Here is a 19,437-nt window from a genome sequence, read left to right as displayed (position 1 = left end):
TATGATTTCATTGACTCAAAGGAATAAAAGGAGAGTGTGAAATGGAACTTCTTCAACTGAAATATTTTCTCGAGGTAGCTCGTTTGGAACATATGACTGAAGCAGCACGAAGTCTGCATGTCACTCAATCGTCACTAAGCAAAACGATTGGGCGCTTGGAGGAGGATTTGGGGGTCCCGTTATTCGATCGAATAGGGAGGAAACTGCGATTGAATGAATTTGGAAGCAAATTCTATCGCCGTGCTGAAAGGGCGTTGTTTGAATTGGAACAGGGGAAGCAGGAGATTAGCGATGTGTCCAGACAAGAACATGGCACACTCGAATTGGCGGTGACCACCGCAAGCACATTGCCACAGATCCTTAAAGAGTTTCGGAACAAGCGTCCCGATATCCAATTTCATGTGCAAATGCTCACCACGCAGGAAATGGTTACGCTTCTTCATAGAGGAGAGGTTGATTTTTGCTTGTCCTCACCGCCTATACAAGGGGAAGACATTGAATGTCAAATCATGTTCATCGACCCGATTCTTGTAGCTGTTCCCCAAGGGCATCGGCTTGCTAACCGAAACAGCATATCTTTGACTGAGCTAAGGGATGAATGTTTTGTTGGTGTAAAAAGAGGCTACGGTACTCGTGATCTGGTGGATTCTATATGCAAATCGGTTGGATTTGAACCTACATATGTGTATGAGGGTGACGAACCTGCAAGGCTAAGTTCTCTAGTAGAAGCGGGAATTGGCATAGCCTTTATACCAAGTACGGCAAGGTATTCTGGGGAACATATCAAATATCTCAAAGTAGAGAATCATGAATTGGTTCGGGAGATAGCTTTGTTATGGCACAGGAGTCGGTACATTTCGCGGGCTGCTCTCGAATTCCGTGAGGTAGTTGTGGAATATTTCGGGACGATATCCAAACAAACAAATTAATTATCCTTCATAAAACCCAGAGAAGCAGTTCACCATCATGATCGTCTGCTTTTGTTGAACTAGCGGGCAGGTTAGATTAACAAAGAATGCACAGAAACGTTGATGAATTAGACCGCTTCATTGCATATAATGAAGGTACTGCCCTTCGGGGAGATCGTTAAAGGAGGACACGATGAACGAGAAAGCATTTGACGAACCATTATTTGCAAGCTTGAAGCCGGGCTTAACCTCGTTCTGTTACCGAATGCTAGGCTCCATGGACGATGCGGAAGATGCTGTTCAGGAGACGAGTATTCGGGTCTGGCAGAGCTGGAGCACGTTCAGACAGGATTCCTCGTTCAAAACGTGGGTCTATCGGATTGCCTCCAACCTGTGCTTGGACAAGCTGAGGCAATCCAAACGCCGCGCGCTTCCCGTTGACCTGTTCGACCCGGCCGTCGCCATCGTCGAGCCGCGCCACACGCTGCCAGACTCTGCCTGGATCTGGCCGTCTTCCGACTTTGGGGGCAATCCGGAGGATCGACTCGTCCGCAGAGATACCCTTCAACTGTGCTTCATTGCTCTCCTGCAGACCTTGCCTCCGCGGCAGCGTGCGGTACTCATTTTAAAGGATGTATTTGAATGGTCCTCCAAGCAGATCGCAGAAACGTTGGCGATGTCGCCGGCAGCTGTGAACAGCGCCTTACAGAGAGCACGTGAGACGATGGACCGGGCGCAGCTTCGCTCGGATGAGCTCAGCAGCATGGACGTTCAACCGGAGCAAGAGCTGCTGTCCCGGTATGTGGAGGCCTTCGAGCAATTCGATATTGCTGCGCTCGTAGCGCTGTTCCACGAGGAAGGCTGCATGTCGATGCCGCCCTTCGAGATGTGGATCCACGGCAAGGAAGATTTGTCCGCCTTCTATTCGCTTACTCGCTGGCATTGCGAAGGTTCGCGTTTTGTGCCCATTACGGTGAATGGCGGTTATCCGGCGTTGGCCCAGTATATGCCGGACAAAGACGGCTCCGGCCTGGTTCCCTGGGGCATCCACGTCATCGAAATCAAAGAAAATCAAATCCTGCACGTTCAAAACTTCATCAATACAAAATTATTTTCGCGATTTGGGCTGCCTGAGCGACTCGACCGATGAATTTTGTATTTGGCATTCGTCTATATCATTGAGATTAACCAAACGACGAATATGATGAGAGAGGTGTCCAATCCAATGGAAACGAATCAACCAACGAAAGTAACTGTACAAACCGTCATTCAAGCTCCCGTCGAGAAAGTATGGCGCTATTGGTCCGAGCCGGAGCACATCACGAAGTGGAATCAAGCGTCCGAGGACTGGCATGCGCCGAGAGCGGAAAACGATCTACGGGTTGGCGGCAAGTTTTCGACACGGATGGAAGCGAAGGATGGCAGCATGGGCTTTGATTTTGGCGGCGTCTACGATGTTGTGAATCGGCATGAGGCGATCGGCTACACGATGGAAGACGGAAGAAGAGTAGATATTGCTTTCGTCGATCAAGGGAATGAGACGAAGGTCATTGAAACGTTCGACGCGGAAAGCTCCAATCCCGTTGAGTTCCAGCAAGCAGGCTGGCAAGCGATCATGGACAATTTCAAAGCCTATACCGAACAAAACTAATCATCGCGAAGAAGACGCCGGGGAAGATGCCCGCCGTCTTTTCTTTTTAAACCCTGGTATGAGCATGCTCCCCGTTAGCCTTAACCTTGTGCCGCATCCATGTTCATGTAGTTAATGGCCCACAGATGGCCGTCCAAGTCCACGAAGCCCCAATGATACATGATCCCATGATCTTCAGGTTCAGCGTGCAATTTCCCGCCCAAGGAGAGCGCGGTATTCACGATTTCATCGACCTTTTCCCGGCTCTCGAAGGCCAGCGCGATCGTCATCTGCGCATACTTGCTCGTATCGACGATTTCCCTCTCCGTGAGCGTAGTAAAGAATGCTTGATTGATCAGCATGACCTGCAGGTTGTCGCCGATGATGATGGCTGCCGAGTTCTCGTTATCGGGGAATTGCGGATTGAGATCGAATCCGAGTCCAGTGAAGAACGCTTTCGATTGTGCTACGTTTTTTACAGGCAGGTTGAAGCTCGTGAATGCGGACATTAATGCCATTTTTAAAACTCCTCTTCGTCAAATTAGTTTGTGTTCGTTTACGCCTTCGCTTATATAGACGACAGCCGATCCGGGAATTCATCGGTCTGAATACAGACTCATTCTTTAAAATAGGGCGTAATCCCGCTTGAATATAAGTTCTCCACTAGCTTGAAAAATTGTTCTGACGATAAATCCTTTTGACGCTGGATCCAAAGACGAAATAAAGAAAGGGACGTTGTCAGGTAAAACTCAATGAAGTATGGCGTTAAGGTATGGTTTTGCGGAACGTTTAATTCTAATTGCCCCACAATGATTTCTTTTTTTAAGCGTTTTATAAACCGGGCGCTTCCATAATCTCCTAAAAGAGCATTAAGAACCAGGAGATGTTCTCTTTTGTCCAAACAATAGAGCGTATCTTGAAACGTATGCATCGAGAGCTCTTGATTCGCCAATTCTTTTTTCATGTCATTCAATAAGTCATTTTCAACCGAGTCTAACAATTCGTAAATGTCAGTAAAGTATTGATAAAAGGTGCTGCGGTTATATCCTGACTTATTCGCAATTTCCTGAACCGAAATTTTCTCAATCGGCTTTTGGCTATATAACTCACAAAAAACTTCTATAAACGTTTGTCTTGTTTTCTCCGTTATTTGCGGTTGCTTTTTCATGTTACCCTCCTACTAGCCAATAAAAATATCATCCGACAAATTCTAAAATACTGATGGTTGATCAAGGAATAATAAAGATTTATGATCACATCATACAACACGTTGTCTGATTGTCCAAAGGAAATGTTAATAAGTAGGGGTGGTTTTCATGTCAGCAAAACAAGATAGAATTTTAATTTTTGGTGCAGGTGTCATCGGCAGCATGTACGCAATGAAGTTTATTGAAGCAGGGTTTGATGTTACCCTGTTTGCCCATTCTAAAAGATTTAAATCATTAAGCGAAAATGGTCTGCAGTATAAAGAACAAGGTTCAGTTAAATCGATACAAGTGAAGGTCATTGATACGCTCGAAAATGATGATATTTACGATTTTATTTTCGTCACCGTTCGTTATGACCGGTCCGAATCAGCGTTGTTAGCGCTAAAAGATAATCAAAGCAAACATATCGTTACGATGACTAGTAATTCAATTGGGTTTTCTTCGTGGCTGGATATTGTAGGGGATCGACTTTTACCTGCTTTTCCCGGCTTTGGCGGACAGATGAAAGATGGAGTTTTGCATGCTCGATTTCTACCAAAGATTATAGCGGCAACTGCATTTGGAGAAGTGAATGGTGAAGTGACAGAACGCATCGATAAACTCGCAAAATTATTTAAAACAGCAAAGCTTCCCTACGTTATTAAAAAGGATATGCAAGCTTATCTCATCACACATTCGGTATCCGACATTGCCATGTTGGGCGTTATACATTCTGAGAATAAAATAATTGACAAAAAAACATTCAGAACCAGAAAGACGGCACGCCAAATAACAGTCACTTTAAAAGAGTATCTAAGGGCCATACAAAATGCAGGCGTTTCAATTGATCCACCCATGCTTAAAGTGGTGCTTAAATTTCCAAACTTATTATTGGATCTGTTCTTTATGACATGGCTACGAACTAAAATGGTTCGCGATATGATGTTACCGGACTATGCGAATCGTGCTAACCATGAGATTGTGCAGCTGAGTCGTGATTTAATGAAATTTTTAAGTCAAAAGGATATCAAATCGGCTGCGCATTTATCTGAATAGATGGAAGACGACAAGAACATGGTTGAAGATAGCAATCCAAAAGAACTTGGAAACTTTTGCTGTGATACTATTAAAAATACCAGTCGTCCGTTGGTCGAAACTTGAATGGAATTTCTTACAAATACAACGCTAGGAGGCTTAAGCATGAATGGGAAAAAATGTGGTTACGAGAAAGTAAATGGACTACATATGTATTATGAAATCCATGGGAGTGGTAAACCACTAATTTTGCTCCATGGCCAGTTTGCGACTGCCAGCATGTTCGATCCCATATTACCGGAGTTGGCTCTTCACCGCCAGGTAGTATTAATTGAACAGCAAGGCCATGGTCATACCGCAGACATTAACCGCCCCTTAAGTTTTGCTCAAATGGGTCGTGACACCGCTGAACTTGTGAGTCAGCTAGGAATCACGGAAGCAGATGTGTTTGGATATAGTGCTGGTGGCACAGTCGCACTGCATCTGGCGAAGTCTAATCCTCACCTTGTTCGCAAGCTGGCACTAGCCTCGACTATTTATAGTATGGATGGCTATTTTCCCTATATCGTCGAAGGCATAAAGCATGCTTCTGCCGATGCTTTTCCATTACAGATGAGGCAAGAATACGAACGTGTAGCTCCCCATCCTGATAACTGGTCCAAACTTATTGCCAAAGGTGCAGAAATGGCGAATAACCCGAATACAGAGGATTTTCTTGAGCCGACGCAATTGCAACAAATTACCGCGCCCGTTCTGCTTGTCATTGGAGACAGAGATATTATTCGCCCAGAGTACGCCAATGAAATGGCAGAGCTACTTCACACCAACCTCATCGTAGTGCCTGGAGATCATGTTTCGTATATTTCTGCTCAACCTCAGATTTTGCTCGGTCATCTAATAAAATTTTTCGAGTTATCCCATATCCAGTAAAGCCTAAAGCCTATGGTATCACCGCAGCGGCTTCTGATGATGTCAGGGTTAAATCCGGCGAATCCAGCGATGGGTAGAGAGCCTTGGTCGTCATTCTTTATTATTTAATCTGCCGATACTCTGAAGGGGAAACACCGGCGACAGATTTGAAGACAGAGGAGAAATAATGTTGATCGGCGAAATTTAGCTTGTTTGAAATTTCGTTAATGCTGAGATGGGTATTCAGTAAATATTGCTCGGCCAATTCAATTTTATGTTTGCGAAAATAGGCGTAAGGCGTGATCCCGTACGTTTCCCGAAACATCTTGATCATATGATTTTTCGAATAGCCGAGTTGTTCACTCAGATCGTCCAAATCCACTTTATTCTCGATATTGCCGTCCAGATACGATTTGATCTGCTCGGATACGGTTGGCGCTTTATGTTTTAAATGGTTCTTTAAGCGCAATACGATTTTAAGAAGAAGGACGGTTACTTCGTCTATAAAGCTGGAGTAGTCCATGTGTGTGGCCGACGAAAGACTAATGATTTCATTCATATAGGAGAGAATGTTGCACTCCTTGATGAGATACGTATTTTCAGGGAGATATTGTTTGAATAAAGATTCGGCAAAATCACCATTAAAAATAATCCAAATTTTAATCCAGGGCTGATCTTCGCTGGAATAATAGATATGGTCGCTGTTTTTAGTCAATATGTAAACGTCGTTTTTCTGAGGGTACAGCGTTTGGGAATTAATCTCTAGAACGCCGCTGCCGTCGATGATGTATTCAAACGAGTACAGGTTTTCTCCATGGCGTTCGATCCGGTAATTCTTATCACAGTAAGAGATGCCCGACATGAGCACATTGAGTGGAAGCTTGGAATCATTAAGATGCCAAAAATTGAAAATGGTTTCGTTCATCATGATAATCCTCACATTTACAATGATAAATCCTATTAAATTACGTTTTGGAACATGATAAATTATACACTAAGAAACGCATTAATGGGAGGAATCCAAATGAATCTTCGTGCACCAGCTGTTCCGCTGATTACGGTTGACCCTTATTTTTCCATCTGGTCCATGGCAGACAAGCTCAATGAATCGGACACTAAGCATTGGACGGGCAAACCTCACCGGATGACCGGCACTGTGCTGGTTGATGGGAAAGAATATGTTTTCATGGGCATTAAGCCGGATAGCCTGCTTATGGAGCAGACAAAATTGGATATTCATGCTTTGTCAAGCCAATACGAGTTTGCATGCGATGAGATTCGGCTAACCGTTACGTTCACGACTCCATTGCTGTTGGATGATTTGAAGCTCATGTCCAGACCGGTGTCTTATATACATGTGACAACCGAGTCGAACGACGGGAAAAAACATGACGTCACAGTTGCCATCACTGTAGATGCAGAGTTATGCCAAAACTTGAAATACGAGTTTCCGACCGTGTATACGAATCTGAGCGAACCTGGTTTTACTTGCGGCAAAGTGGGCAGCAGCATTCAGCATCCGTTAACCAGAAGCGGGGATGATCTTCGAATTAACTGGGGCTACGTCTATCTCGCATCCAATCATAGCGGCGCTTCAGTAAGCGCTTCCGAAGATATAAACCTCTACGGAACCGTAAATCATGCCATGGGGCTATCGATCGTTCTGGATACGGAGCAGAATGCAGAAGGGCTTTTTGCAGTCGGCTATGACGATATTAAATCGATCGAATATTTTCACGAAAAGCTGGATGCCTATTGGAGAAAAGACGGGGAGACGATCGAAGAGGCGATAAAGCAGGCGCTAAAAGAATATGATACATTGTATAAAAAATGCGAACGGTTTGCTGAAAAATTGTATCAAGACGCCTCGGCATCGGGAAGCGAAAAGTATGCAGACCTGGTATCCCTCGCTTACCGGCAAGCGATTGCCGCCCACAAAATCGTAGCGGGTCCGGATGGAGAAGTTCTGTTCATTTCCAAGGAGAACTTCAGCAATGGCTGTGCGGCTACGCTTGACGTGACTTACCCATCCATTCCACAATTTTTGCTATATAATCCAGAATTGGTGAAAGGGATGCTTCGGCCGATATTTAAGTACGCATCAACCGATGTTTGGCATTTTGACTTTGCTCCCCACGATGTGGGCACTTACCCGCTTCTGAATGGGCAAGTATACAGCAACGGAACTACGCCCGACTGGCAAATGCCGGTTGAAGAATGCGGCAATATGTTAATATGCGCTGCGGCTGTTGCGATAGCGGAGCAGGATGTTTCATTTGCGCAAGAAAACTGGGGACATCTTGAAACTTGGTGTCAGTACTTGATCCAAAACGGCATCGATCCGGATAACCAGCTGTGTACGGACGATTTTGCAGGGCACCTGGCCCATAACTGCAACTTGTCGCTTAAAGCGATTATGGGTATCGCCAGCTTTTCTATCTTGAACCGCATGGCAGGAAACGAGGAAAAGGCAGAGGAACTCATGGAACTCGCCCGATCGATGGCGGAGCAATGGAAGTCTATGGCTGCAAACGATGACGGTACGTTCCGTCTGGCATTCGATCGCCCCGGCTCTTTTAGCATGAAGTATAATGCCATCTGGGATAAAATCTTCGGCCTGAACTTATTTCCTGAAGATACGTTCAAGGCAGAGACGCAAGCCTATATCGAGAAGCATTCGGGTACCTACGGCCTTATGCTGGACAATCGCAACACCTACACCAAATCCGATTGGATCGTGTGGAGTGCCGCGCTCTGTGAAGACAAGGATGATTTCAATACGATCGTCGATCGGTTATGGCTCGCTTACGATCAATCGGAGAGCCGCGTTCCGATGACCGATTGGTACCAGACGACCGACGCGAAGATGGTTGGTTTCCAGAACAGATCGGTACAAGGCGGGTTATTTATCAAGCTTCTTATGGATAAGGAGATTTGCAAGCTTCAATCGTAGTCAACGACTTGCATTAGAATAGCTAAATAGTCAAATCCCCCTTTGAGTATTTATTCTGAAGGGGGATTTGCTTTCTTCAGAGGACAAGGTAGATATCAGCTGGAAAATCACATTGCGTGCCAAGAAAGCCAATGGTGACAACGTTGATTTGAGTTAGAGATCCGCGTTCCAATAATATAAACTGACCAGACGCTAACCAAAGGTAGCTTGGAATAATAAGGGGCTTTTTTCTAATTTGATGACATGAAGCATAAACATAAACAAAGGCGATCCTTTAATTCTAAGTAACAGATTCATTGGAGGCTGATGGGATGATGACCGAAGGAGATTGGGTATTTGCCAGCTACAGAGGGCAGAAGGTAACCGGCTTTTTGTTGCTGATGCGGGAATCCACGGTTTTGGTTCAAGCCACAATTCCACATGATTTGGGAATTATCGAAGTTTCTACGGATCGGGTTTCTTGGAATAACAACGCTGTAATATGTATCGACGATTTACCGGGACTTATAGATCTCTCCTTGGATTGGAAAGATAAAGAGTGGTTTGAGAAGTGGACACACGAACTATCGTTATGTAAGCGGTTAACGGATCAAAATGTATCAATGAGGTCGTGAATGAGCTGGTCCGGTGTTAAACCGATGCTATATCTGAGCTGCAGGCGTTAAGCTAACGGACAGTTCGTTGAATGAGTTGTAAATTTAACATTTTAAAGGAAGAGCATTTCTTTATAATGAGAAATGCTTTTTTGTTTTTATAAAAACGATATTAATTTATTGTAAAACAATAAATTATGTGGCAAAGTAAAAACTGACATCAAATAAGTGAGGTGCACTTATGAAACGAGGAACAACACTCTTTTTGAAGATGGCTGTTATTATGATTGGGATACCCATTCTCGCATTTTGCATATTTTTAGTGCCTAAGATCGGGAATTTTGCTGGAGAATTGTATCCCAAAATAGCTTATATGAAATCTCTCGTTTTAATGGATATGTACGCAGCAGCGATTCCATTTTACTTTGCTCTGTATCATGCCTTTACACTTTTAAGCTATATTGACAAGAACCAAGCGTTCTCGGAATTATCGGTAAAAGCATTAAAAAATATAAGATACTGTGCCATCACAATCAGTACCCTGTACCTGTTAGGTATGCCACTCTACTATCTCTTGGGAAGGAGAGTTGACCCTCCAAGTTTCATACCTATGGGATGGGTCATTATTTTCGCCTCTTTGGTGATCGCCGTGTTTGCTGCGGTTCTCCAAAGACTTTTACAAGAAGCTATTCATATAAAATCAGAAAATGATTTAACGGTCTGAAGTGGAGCATATGGCGATTTACTTGGGCCAAAATATTAATCCCTTTACTTAAACGATGATCGAGGCGTATAATCCGTTAAGACATAGGAGTAAGGAGAGGGAAGTTGATGATGAACAACGGGTTGGTTAATGCAATTATCGCGTATATCATGTGGGGGGTTCTCCCGCTTTATTGGAAGTTGTTTAACGATGTGCCGGCAGGCGAGATACTGTCACATCGGGTTGTCTGGTCGTTCGTCTTTATGGGTATTTTCGTCGCAGTCCAGCGTCGCTGGGGTGACATGAAACGGATTGCGGCTAGCCGCTCGCTCCTGCTGTCGCTCACCGCTAGCGGACTGCTGATCGCTGCCAATTGGCTCATCTTCATTTGGGCGGTCAACAACGACCATGTCGTTGAGACAAGTCTTGGCTATTATTTGAACCCGTTGGTGAACGTGCTGCTTGCGGTTGTCTTCCTTCGTGAGAAGCCAAACCGTGGCCAATGGCTCGCGATTGCCATTGCTGGCGCCGCGGTGCTCATCATCGCCATCGACTACGGACGGTTCCCATGGATTTCAATCTCACTGGCCGCGACGTTTGGCTTGTACGGCCTCGCGAAGAAGAAGATCGGACAAGACGCTTCTGTAGGCTTGCTGTCGGAGACAGCTGTAGTCCTGCCCGTTGCGCTTGGCTACTGGATCTATTTGGCCGCCGTGGGAAAAACGACGGCATGGACGCTGCCTGTGTCCACATTCGTCGAACTGCTTCTTTCCGGCGTGGTAACAGCGTTACCGCTGCTTTTCTTTGCGCGTGCGGCCGCCCGGATGGCCCTGTCTACACTCGGCTTCGTACAATATATCGGGCCGACGATCATGCTGTTACTGAGCGTATTCGTGTTCAAAGAATCGGTCTCGCCGGTTCTTCTTATCGGCTTTGCGCTCATCTGGACAGCGCTTGTCGTATACGCTACAGCATCGGTTCGCGGCACGAAACTCGCGAAGGCTCGATGACGGCGGCAAAATGTCTACCCGGTACCGTTATATCAGCCATTTCCGTCCGCTGGGGGGAGATGGCTGTTTTCAGTTCGGGGTTAAACGAACGGCGTACAATTCTTACGTGTTATTGACAAAAATAAATACCCCATATATAGTGTAGTCATCTACATGAATTCAAGGAGAAACCTATGCCAAGCGTTTTCGAAATGTACCCCTATAGCCTATACATCAAAGTCATTGCACAACGGGTCCGGGAAATTATCGACCAGCTTCTGAAGGACCACGGCTTGAATAGCTCGCAAGCGATTCTTCTCTCGCATATTCATCAATCCATAGAGGAGCATATAGAGATCAATCGAAAGTATCTTGAAAAAACAATGGCTTTAAGCGGTCCGTCTGTGACGAATTTATTGAACGGTTTGGAAAAGTCCGGATTCATTACGCGTAATAGCAACCCTAAGGATGGACGCAACCTCCGTATTGACATAACAGATAAAGCCAAACAATTTCTTAGCGAGAGGAGTGATGCCTTCTCGAAATCTGAAGAATTGATCACACAAGGGATGTCTGATGCCGAAAAAGCCATGTTTGTTTCTTTGCTGACCCGTGCTTTTGAAAACGTCGAAAAATAGCCGCCGAACGGATGAGTTTACCACATTTGATTATTTTTTTGAACAAATATGTAGACGGCTACATAATTTTATTTTAAAGTTCAGGAGGTTTCCATAATGAATGATCAACCAAGCGGACTGGAGCTATCCGGAATCGGACTCGGCTGCGGCCATATGTCAAATGTCAATGAAGCTGTCAAAAGTGCAGGCGTTGCTGCTATTCATACCGCTTTTGAGAGTGGAATCAATCATCTCAACACTGGGGACTTTTACGGTGCCGGCCGAAGCGAGATGGTCATCGCCGAAGCGCTCAAGGGGTACAAAAGGGATGACTATTTTATATCACTGAAGTTCGGTGCATTGAATACGCCGAGCGGCTCCTTGTACGGACTGGATGTTTCCCCCCATCATGTTAAAAACTTTCTTGCCTATTCGCTCACACGACTCAATCTTGACTATATTGATCTGTATCAGCCCGCAAGAATTGATCTGGGTATTCCTGTAGAAGAAACGATCGGCGCCATTTCCGATCTGGTTAAGGCCGGCTATGTCAGACAGATTGGAGTCAGCCAGGTTGACGCAGAAACGTTGAGAAGAGCGCATGCCACGCATCCGATCAGCTGGGTGGAAGTCGAATACTCGCTTTTTAACCGAAGCATCGAGAAAGAACTTTTGCCGACTGCGAGGGAATTGGGCATCGGCGTAGTTGCTTTTGGGGCATTGGCTCATGGTCTTCTTGCCGGCCAATGGACAGATGAGCGGATCGAAAAGAGCAAGGGCGGCTATGTTCCGTTGTTTTTTGAAGAGAATATAGGAAAGAACGTTGCCCTGGCCAAAAAACTGGAAGAGATCGCCGTAAAAAAACAAATGACGTTATCCCAACTGGCGTTTGCATGGATACTATCCAAAGGGGAAGACATCATACCGCTTATCGGTACCGTATCGCCGGTTCATCTTCAAGAAGCTTTGCGATCACTCGATATTCATTTGACCGAAGAAGATATCAGGGAAATAGAAGATGCAATACCAGAACAGGAGATCGCCGGCGCTTCTTTTCCCAATATGCAATTTAGAAACGGGAAGACTGTTTCCGTATAAACACGATCATACAAATGAAAGGATGTTGTTTGTTATGATTATCGTTACCGGAGCCAATGGGAAAGTGGGGCGGGTCGTGGTAGAACAGCTACTTATGCGTGTACCTGCCGAGGAGATTGGTGTCAGCGTCCGCGATCCGAATCAAGCACAAGAGCTTCGAGAACGTGGAGTTCGTGTCCGTCGGGGCGACTACGACGATGCCGAGAGTCTGCACCATGCTTTTGAGGGGGCGTCACAGGTTCTCATCGTTTCGTCAGGCATCATGGGCGAGGCTGACATCCCGCATGGCATTCAGCAGCATCAAACCGCGATTGACACGGCAAAGAGGGCAGGAGTTACTCGGGTGCTATACACAAGTCATATAGGTTCTTCCCCAACATCACACTTCGCCCCTATGATTCACCATGCGGCTACGGAAAAACTGCTGAAAGCTTCAGGTATGGCCTTCACATCGCTCCGTAATGGCTACTACGCCGCATCGGCACTCCTGTTGATCGGTGGAGCCATAAAAACAGGGGAACTGATCGCTCCTGAGGATGGTCCGGTTGCTTGGACAGCCCACTCCGATTTGGCCGAGGCTGCGGCGGCGATCATCAGCGAGCAGAAACTGGATGGCATAACCCCCAATCTCACGGGATCCGAGGCCATTGACATGGAAGGGATTGCATCAATCGCTTCCGAGGTCTTGGGGCGGACCATCCGCCGAATCGTTGTGTCGGACGAAGAGTTTCGAGACCGCATGATGGCTCAAGGCGTGTCGGAAGCGAGTATAGATATGCGGATGGGGATGTTTCTGGCAAGCCGGCAGGGCGACTTCGCACAAGTCGATCCGGTTCTGGCTGATTTGATCGGCCGGCCTCCGAAAAGTTTTAGAGAGGTCCTGAAAGAGTCGATTTCTCAACAGCAAGGTTGATTGCGTTAAAAATGAAGGAGCAGTTTTGCCGGCGGCAGCTGCTCCTTTATTCAGTTGATGGGCAGAAAAGTTTAAAGATTAGATAGATCATTATTGTAAATGAATTTTGTTCCCAAAGAAAAAACAAAATCGGGATCATGAACTTACTTAAGCAACTCTTCCAACTGTTCTTCGGTTCCCGAGTTTTCAAGTGGCGTGAACACCCTCATTGCAAAAGCGCTGCTTTCAGAAATTGTAAACGTATGGTAACGGAAAGTCAGCTGGCCAGCTTCAGGAAGATGGATTATTTGTTCTCCTTCCAAAATACCGGAAACATCTTGTCGATCCCATAACGTCCTGAACTCCTCGCTCCTGTCATATAACTTGTCGAATAGCTCTTGGAACCACGAATCGTTCATGTACAAGGCAAACCGATTTCTGAAAAAAGCCACCATCGTAGAGGAGACATTCTCCCAGTTAACGATGCGGGACTTGTTGTCTTCGACCTCGAAGACGCGCCAGAGCATATTTCTTTCGAGCTCCGGGGCTCGGTTTAAGTCTCCGCATAACGTACCCGATATTCGGTTCCAAGCAAGAACGTTCCAGTGCCTGTCGATAATGTAGGCCGGGTAAGTTCCCATTCTGTCCAGAATCCGCTGAAGAGAAGTGGGAACGGAATCATCCGTTTTCGGCTGAGGAAGTGAGGAATGATTGGCCAATACGAACAGATGGTTACGTTCGTCGCTGCTAAGCCGTAATGTTCGTACCAAGCTTTCCAAGACTTGTTCAGACACATGAATGTCCCGGCCTTGCTCCAGTGCGGTATACCACGGCAAGGAGATGCCTGATAAGCTTGCCACTTCCTCCCGTCTTAAGCCCGTTATGCGACGGCGCGATGTTTCAACCAGCAACCCCGCCTCTCTTGGGGATAAACGCAAGCGGCGTGACCGGAGAAAGTCAGCCAATTGTTTACGTCTTCTTTCATCATTCATCACGAAGTTCCCTCTCCATATGGTGATAGAATTTATAGCAGTATAAATTCAGATCTATTTGTTGGTACTATGACTCATTATAATCTACTTATCTTCCGTCGTGAAGGAGAGTCGGAGACAAGACAAGCTGTATCGAAATTCGCATTGAGCAGCTGTTCGCGGCTGAAGAGAATCATATTGCAAGGTCGGTCCAACTATTGAAAACGGAGGAGAATATTATGGTGAAATCGGAACAGAACGAACGTAGGCATTGTTTCAAGGGAAAGCGTGTTGTTGTTCTTGGAGGAACGTCCGGAATCGGGTTTGCGGCAGCCGAAGCCGCTGCACGGGAAGGGGCATCCTTGGTCGTAGTGTCCAGTCAAAAAGAAAGAGTGGACCGTGCTGTTTCACGTTTGCCTGAAGGTACCCAGGGATATGCGGTTGATATAACAAATGAGGAACAAGTTCGTCAATTTTTCAGCGAAATCGGGGAATTCGATCACTTGGTCTTTACTGCCGGCGATCCATTGATGGTTGAAAGTCTGGACGCCACCGACGTCGACACAGCGCAACGATGGTTTAACGTGCGATACTGGGGAGCGTTTATGGCCGCCAAATACGGCAGCCGAAATATCAGACGGGGAGGGTCAATCACGTTGACTTCCGGTGTTGCCGGAGTTCGTCCACAGAAGGGATTTACTGTCTCAGCCAGCATATGCGGCGCCGTTGAGTCGCTCACCAGGGCGTTGGCCGTCGAGCTGAGCTCGCTTCGCGTCAACGCCGTTTGCTTCGGACTTATGCGCACCGAGTTGTGGGACGATATTCCTGAGGAACAACGGAACGCAATGTATGAACATACTGGGAAATCATTACCTGTTGGGCGAGTCGGTGAACCGGAGGACGGCGCTGAGGCGTTTCTCTACTTAATGCGCGAGAAATATTCCACCGGTCAGATCATTGTCGTAGATGGCGGTTCTACGCTGGTTTAAGTTACTTGAAATATGAACGGTTAACGTAAGCCTCTTCCATAAAAACCCACCCGGAAGAGGCTTTACCTCAAATTATCTCCGCTTTACTCTTACACAAATCGTTAATTCCCTACGATGTATCGTTAGCTAGAGGGCTCCTGGAAAGTAATTGGAATAAGCATTCAAGTGTTACATTAACTTTCAGGCGAGAGCATTGGCTGAAGGGATATAACGGGTCACAACAAGAAGAGCCCCGGGAAAACCGGAGCTCTTCATCATCACTGCCAATTCCGCTTATAAAGCACAACGTACGCTAACGGGCAGGATAGCGTGATGACTTTCTCGAAATACTTCATCTAAGATTATCTGCCCATACCGTTGAAGCAGAGTAAACAAGGAGGAAAAGATAATAGAGTTTATGAAAAATCAATTAGAACAAGACATTATTTCAACAGCGGAGAGCTTTGCGGAAAATTTTTCGGATCGGGGTCATTTTGATTTTAGTATCCAAAGTCTACGAAAGCTAGACGATATTCTCGAAGAGTTATGTGATTATAAACTGGATAACGACGCATTGAATTCTGTTTCATCTATGGCTGGAAGCTACATCTTTGAAGTGGCAAGAAGGAATTATGGAGGCCAATACTACTGGGTACAGGATAGAGACCAACCGGTTTTGGTTACCGGTGAGCCTGATTATTCAATTTCTATATTTGCATTCGATAAAGTTAAAGGCAGAATCCAGAACGGTAAAGAAGATGAGATTCCATATTATTTTGACGGCTATATTGAGGCAGTTAAAAAAGGTAAGAAAACCGGATACCGTGCTACTATAGTTTAGAACTCATGATCCCAATACAGTACAAGAGTTCGTGGTTACATTCGATATGGATGTGCAAGCGAACAGTCGCAGCAATAGGCAGAGAAACTAGTACCTCATTACATTCAGGGCTTTTACACTGACCTCGATTCATGATCGGGGCTTTTTTGTTTTGTATGGATGATTGCGTAGACAGTAAGCGTCTTACTAATTTGAAAGGGAGATGTAAGGAAAGTCGATAGCTTAGGCCAGCCTCACAGGATAACATTGGAGCAAACGAAAAGATTTTCTTAATGGAGGAATCGAGATGAGGCTGTTTGAACTGTTGCTTTTGTTGTCAAACATCGGCTTGTTTATCATAACAGTCCTATTGAAAGAAGGACGGCGTAGAGTTCCAGTATTCGTTGTAAGCGGGATCGCCACACTTGTACTGGTCATTCATTGGACGGTGGAAGGATACAGAGTTCAGCTCTTATTCTCGTATGGTTTAACGATCATGTTTTTAGCCATATCAGGTTATCGTTATTTTAATAAAAAAGGTCCAAAGAAAATCCCGCGATTTATGATGGGTTCAGTTTATACCGCTATAGTGATCATGCTGGTCGTCACAGCGGGTCTCATGTATGCTTTCCCGGTGTTTAAACTACCTGAGCCGACAGGCAATTTTAAGGTGGGCACGCAAACTTTTCATCTCGTGGATACAAAAAGAGAAGAGATTTTCGACGAAGCTAGAGATCGTAAGAGAGAATTGATGGTTCAGGTATGGTATCCAGCTCAAGAAGGTACTGGCAAATACGCTCCCTTTATTCCCAATACCCCGATTTTACGATATATGGCTGCGAACTATGGCCTTCCCGGGTTTACATTTCAACACCTGAAGTATGTATCCAGTCATGCTTATTCAGATGCTGATATTTCTTCGGCACAGACATCATACCCGCTGATCCTTGCGAATCCCGGCAACGGTTCTTCCAGGTTCCTCCACACGTCGCAAGCCGAAAATCTCGCGAGCCACGGATATATCGTAGCCGTGATCGACCACACCTACAATACATTTGCAACCGAGTTTCCGGACGGTCGAATCACGACCAGCACAACCGACCATTTATTCTCGCCCGACCATGATTACGCGACGGAAAGAGGGAATCGCGACAAGTTGGGAAAAGTGTTAACCGACGATGTGGCTTTTGTGCTGGACCAATTCGAGCTCATCCAGTCGGGGCAGATACCAAGTCAACTACATGGGAGGATTGATCTCGGTCATGTCGGAGTGTTCGGTCATTCCATCGGCGGAGCGACGGCCTATGATGCTGCTTACGATCCGCGCATTGCGGTGGGAATAGACCTTGATGGAGGGCTTTATCGTCTACGTGACAAAGAGAGGCTGCGAAAGCCATTTTTATTCATCAACTCGGAAAGCTATTTCGAACAATTAACAAGGGTGATGAATAACCGGGCCTACACGGATGAAGAGCTTAACCGTATGGGGTCAACAAGAGAGTGGGAGGATCAAGTAGCGGCGGATAAAAAAGTGGAGCTTGAACGGATGCGCGAAACAGTCGAGGAAGGGGGACAAGTCTTCTATATCGAGAATACGGAGCATTTGAATTTTACTGACATACAGTTCATTTCTCCGATTTTTAAGATGCTGGGCATTACAGGAAAGATAGCCCCGGAAAGAGCGAACACCGTTATCAATGCCTATATGCTGGATTTCTTCGATATGTATCTGAAAAATCAAGGCGGAAAGTTAATGAAAGGAGCGGATAGCCGCTTTCCGGAGGTGAACCGGATGCGATAATGAAGAAGGGAAATCCATCTAGGATCTCCCTTCTCTGAACTACATTCTTTAGCCAATGATCTTACTAAACGCAAGGCTTAGAAGTTGATTACCAAGCGTAAATGCCTTTCTCATCCAGAAACTCGCCGTTATGACGTTTGCCATCTATGGCATAACCCACGATAATGGCAGCAGCAGCTTCCTTGGATTTACCGCCTGCGGCATTGCCGTTGAGATCGGTGGTTGTGAACCCAGGCGTTACCGCAAATACTTGGGCACCGCTGTTTCTAACTTCATAAGCCATCGATAAGGTCATGGCATTGTTTGCCGTTTTGGAGGAATTATAATCAAAAGCGTTTAGAGTGGATTCCGCATTTTGCATATGATCCAGGGAGGCCATGTCGGTTGAGACGTTGATGATGGTTCCTTCGTTGTTCTTGATCAACGGGAACAGACGCTGGTTCAAACGGAAAGTACCGAAAAAGTTAACTTCAAAGGCGTTCCGCAAATTCTCCTCTTTAGTATCCGTAAACGAGCGTGAGAATGCACCAGGCATGCCAGCGTTGTTAATCAGCAGCTTCAGGTCAGGATAGTTTTGTTGGATCGTATTGGCAGCTTGTTCGATAGACTCTAAGGATTCCATATCTACTTGTACAAATTCTACGTCGAGCCCTTTGGAAGTCAACTCAGATACGGCTGCTTCGCCGCGTTCGGCGCTGCGGGCGCCTAGAATGACTTTCCAGCCGGCTTCACTCAGCTGCTTAACGATTTCAAATCCGATTCCTTTATTGGCTCCGGTTACGAAGGCGGTTTTTTTCATTCAAATCCCTCTTTCTGTATATTGGTTATGCTACCTGATTTATAAGTTACTATGCTACACTTAGTGTAGGTCAACATAAACTTTTTTATAAATGAGGGGTTATATGCTTACAATCGGAGAAGTAGCAAAATCAGTCGGAATCAACATCGGTGCGATCCGTTTTTATGAGAGAAAAGGACTGCTGGAACCGGCTGCGCGCAGCGAGCAGAATAACCGTTTATATACGGAGAACGAGTTGAATTGGCTGGTGTTTATCAAATGTCTGCGTGAAACCGGAATGAGTGTGGAAGATATCAAAATGTATTATGACAAGGTCAAAGAGGGTACCTCAACCCTTCCGGAACGAATTCAGCTGATTCAAGACCAGAAGCAAAAGCTGCTGGATGACATTGAAGCGAAAAAAAACCAGCTCGTCCATTTGGAGCAAAAGCTGGAACGGTATTATCGCGGGGAAAATTATTAGAACTCTGGGGTGAAAACCAGTATAAGAAAGATACCTTTTGAGGGAAATGAATAAGGAATGGATACGAGCTTTTAGATAAACTGCCCCTAGACTTGAACGTA

At 45.7% G+C, this 19,437-nt stretch carries 21 protein-coding genes; 16 read left to right on the top strand and 5 right to left on the bottom strand.

What is annotated here, in order from left to right; translation table 11 throughout:
• Nucleotides 1–41 precede the first annotated feature (41 nt).
• The 3 genes from MKY74_RS21805 (at nucleotide 42) to MKY74_RS21795 (ending at nucleotide 2,559) form a co-directional block, all read left to right on the top strand.
• Nucleotides 42–929 (top strand): LysR family transcriptional regulator, encoded by an 888-nt coding sequence (locus MKY74_RS21805; protein WP_076165056.1) that lies wholly within the window; start codon nucleotides 42–44, stop codon nucleotides 927–929.
• 172 nt (nucleotides 930–1,101) lie between these two features.
• On the top strand, nucleotides 1,102–2,058 hold the full coding sequence (locus tag MKY74_RS21800; protein WP_076165059.1) for a sigma-70 family RNA polymerase sigma factor: 957 nt from the start codon (nucleotides 1,102–1,104) through the stop codon (nucleotides 2,056–2,058).
• A 75-nt stretch (nucleotides 2,059–2,133) separates the two neighbouring features.
• Nucleotides 2,134–2,559 carry an SRPBCC family protein gene (locus tag MKY74_RS21795; RefSeq protein ID WP_076165061.1) on the top strand — a complete coding sequence of 142 codons (426 nt, stop codon included), beginning with the start codon at nucleotides 2,134–2,136 and terminating at the stop codon, nucleotides 2,557–2,559.
• An 80-nt stretch (nucleotides 2,560–2,639) separates the two neighbouring features.
• Here the strand turns inward: MKY74_RS21795 and MKY74_RS21790 are convergent, their stop codons facing one another.
• Together MKY74_RS21790 and MKY74_RS21785 are read right to left on the bottom strand one after the other, a co-directional pair.
• Complete coding sequence (locus MKY74_RS21790; RefSeq protein WP_076165064.1) at nucleotides 2,640–3,056, bottom strand: VOC family protein; 417 nt, start codon at nucleotides 3,054–3,056, stop codon at nucleotides 2,640–2,642.
• A 98-nt stretch (nucleotides 3,057–3,154) separates the two neighbouring features.
• Complete coding sequence (locus tag MKY74_RS21785; protein ID WP_076165067.1) at nucleotides 3,155–3,706, bottom strand: TetR/AcrR family transcriptional regulator; 552 nt, start codon at nucleotides 3,704–3,706, stop codon at nucleotides 3,155–3,157.
• Between the two features lie 148 nt (nucleotides 3,707–3,854).
• Here MKY74_RS21785 and MKY74_RS21780 point away from each other — a divergent pair, with 148 nt between their 5' ends.
• Together MKY74_RS21780 and MKY74_RS21775 are read left to right on the top strand one after the other, a co-directional pair.
• Entirely contained in the window at nucleotides 3,855–4,781 is a 927-nt protein-coding gene (locus tag MKY74_RS21780) for a ketopantoate reductase family protein (RefSeq protein WP_076165069.1), read from the top strand.
• Between the two features lie 144 nt (nucleotides 4,782–4,925).
• The gene (locus MKY74_RS21775) at nucleotides 4,926–5,690 is read left to right on the top strand and encodes an alpha/beta fold hydrolase (protein WP_076165071.1); all 765 of its coding nucleotides are present in this window, start codon (nucleotides 4,926–4,928) and stop codon (nucleotides 5,688–5,690) included.
• A 100-nt stretch (nucleotides 5,691–5,790) separates the two neighbouring features.
• Here the strand turns inward: MKY74_RS21775 and MKY74_RS21770 are convergent, their stop codons facing one another.
• Nucleotides 5,791–6,597, bottom strand: coding sequence for an AraC family transcriptional regulator (locus MKY74_RS21770; protein WP_076165074.1), 807 nt, complete (start codon nucleotides 6,595–6,597; stop codon nucleotides 5,791–5,793).
• Nucleotides 6,598–6,693: 96 nt separating this feature from the next.
• Here MKY74_RS21770 and MKY74_RS21765 point away from each other — a divergent pair, with 96 nt between their 5' ends.
• The 7 genes from MKY74_RS21765 (at nucleotide 6,694) to MKY74_RS21735 (ending at nucleotide 13,535) form a co-directional block, all read left to right on the top strand.
• Nucleotides 6,694–8,622, top strand: coding sequence for a glutaminase domain-containing protein (locus MKY74_RS21765; RefSeq protein ID WP_167372814.1), 1,929 nt, complete (start codon nucleotides 6,694–6,696; stop codon nucleotides 8,620–8,622).
• A 311-nt stretch (nucleotides 8,623–8,933) separates the two neighbouring features.
• Nucleotides 8,934–9,236, top strand: a complete 303-nt coding sequence (locus tag MKY74_RS21760; RefSeq protein ID WP_076165080.1) for an IDEAL domain-containing protein — start codon at nucleotides 8,934–8,936, stop codon at nucleotides 9,234–9,236.
• A 220-nt stretch (nucleotides 9,237–9,456) separates the two neighbouring features.
• Nucleotides 9,457–9,939, top strand: coding sequence for a DUF2975 domain-containing protein (locus tag MKY74_RS21755; protein ID WP_076165082.1), 483 nt, complete (start codon nucleotides 9,457–9,459; stop codon nucleotides 9,937–9,939).
• A 110-nt stretch (nucleotides 9,940–10,049) separates the two neighbouring features.
• Nucleotides 10,050–10,928 (top strand): EamA family transporter RarD, encoded by an 879-nt coding sequence (rarD, locus tag MKY74_RS21750; RefSeq protein ID WP_076169256.1) that lies wholly within the window; start codon nucleotides 10,050–10,052, stop codon nucleotides 10,926–10,928.
• Nucleotides 10,929–11,101: 173 nt separating this feature from the next.
• Nucleotides 11,102–11,545, top strand: a complete 444-nt coding sequence (locus MKY74_RS21745; RefSeq protein ID WP_076165084.1) for a MarR family winged helix-turn-helix transcriptional regulator — start codon at nucleotides 11,102–11,104, stop codon at nucleotides 11,543–11,545.
• A 96-nt stretch (nucleotides 11,546–11,641) separates the two neighbouring features.
• A complete protein-coding gene (locus MKY74_RS21740) occupies nucleotides 11,642–12,622 on the top strand; it encodes an aldo/keto reductase (RefSeq protein ID WP_076165086.1) in 981 nt (326 codons plus the stop codon).
• Nucleotides 12,623–12,656: 34 nt separating this feature from the next.
• The gene (locus tag MKY74_RS21735; RefSeq protein WP_076165088.1) at nucleotides 12,657–13,535 is read left to right on the top strand and encodes an NAD(P)H-binding protein; all 879 of its coding nucleotides are present in this window, start codon (nucleotides 12,657–12,659) and stop codon (nucleotides 13,533–13,535) included.
• Between the two features lie 143 nt (nucleotides 13,536–13,678).
• Here the strand turns inward: MKY74_RS21735 and MKY74_RS21730 are convergent, their stop codons facing one another.
• On the bottom strand, nucleotides 13,679–14,506 hold the full coding sequence (locus MKY74_RS21730) for a helix-turn-helix transcriptional regulator (RefSeq protein WP_076165090.1): 828 nt from the start codon (nucleotides 14,504–14,506) through the stop codon (nucleotides 13,679–13,681).
• Nucleotides 14,507–14,724: 218 nt separating this feature from the next.
• Between MKY74_RS21730 and MKY74_RS21725 the strand changes: the two genes are divergently transcribed.
• The 3 genes from MKY74_RS21725 (at nucleotide 14,725) to MKY74_RS21715 (ending at nucleotide 18,074) form a co-directional block, all read left to right on the top strand.
• Nucleotides 14,725–15,474, top strand: coding sequence for an SDR family oxidoreductase (locus MKY74_RS21725; RefSeq protein ID WP_076165092.1), 750 nt, complete (start codon nucleotides 14,725–14,727; stop codon nucleotides 15,472–15,474).
• A 397-nt stretch (nucleotides 15,475–15,871) separates the two neighbouring features.
• On the top strand, nucleotides 15,872–16,294 hold the full coding sequence (locus tag MKY74_RS21720) for a hypothetical protein (RefSeq protein ID WP_076165094.1): 423 nt from the start codon (nucleotides 15,872–15,874) through the stop codon (nucleotides 16,292–16,294).
• A gap of 286 nt (nucleotides 16,295–16,580) precedes the next feature.
• A complete protein-coding gene (locus tag MKY74_RS21715; RefSeq protein ID WP_076165097.1) occupies nucleotides 16,581–18,074 on the top strand; it encodes an alpha/beta hydrolase family protein in 1,494 nt (497 codons plus the stop codon).
• A gap of 88 nt (nucleotides 18,075–18,162) precedes the next feature.
• Here the strand turns inward: MKY74_RS21715 and MKY74_RS21710 are convergent, their stop codons facing one another.
• Complete coding sequence (locus tag MKY74_RS21710) at nucleotides 18,163–18,873, bottom strand: SDR family NAD(P)-dependent oxidoreductase (RefSeq protein WP_076165100.1); 711 nt, start codon at nucleotides 18,871–18,873, stop codon at nucleotides 18,163–18,165.
• A 103-nt stretch (nucleotides 18,874–18,976) separates the two neighbouring features.
• On the opposite strand from MKY74_RS21710, the gene MKY74_RS21705 reads away from it, so the two are divergent.
• On the top strand, nucleotides 18,977–19,336 hold the full coding sequence (locus MKY74_RS21705) for a MerR family transcriptional regulator (RefSeq protein WP_076165102.1): 360 nt from the start codon (nucleotides 18,977–18,979) through the stop codon (nucleotides 19,334–19,336).
• The last annotated feature ends 101 nt before the right edge of the window (nucleotides 19,337–19,437 follow it).

Origin of the sequence: Paenibacillus sp. FSL R5-0378, assembly GCF_038009285.1 — a bacterium.
Taxonomy (GTDB): domain Bacteria; phylum Bacillota; class Bacilli; order Paenibacillales; family Paenibacillaceae; genus Paenibacillus_AQ; species Paenibacillus_AQ favisporus.
The sequence above is the reverse complement of the archived record's forward strand: the minus strand, read 5'-3'. Positions and strand labels throughout refer to the sequence as shown.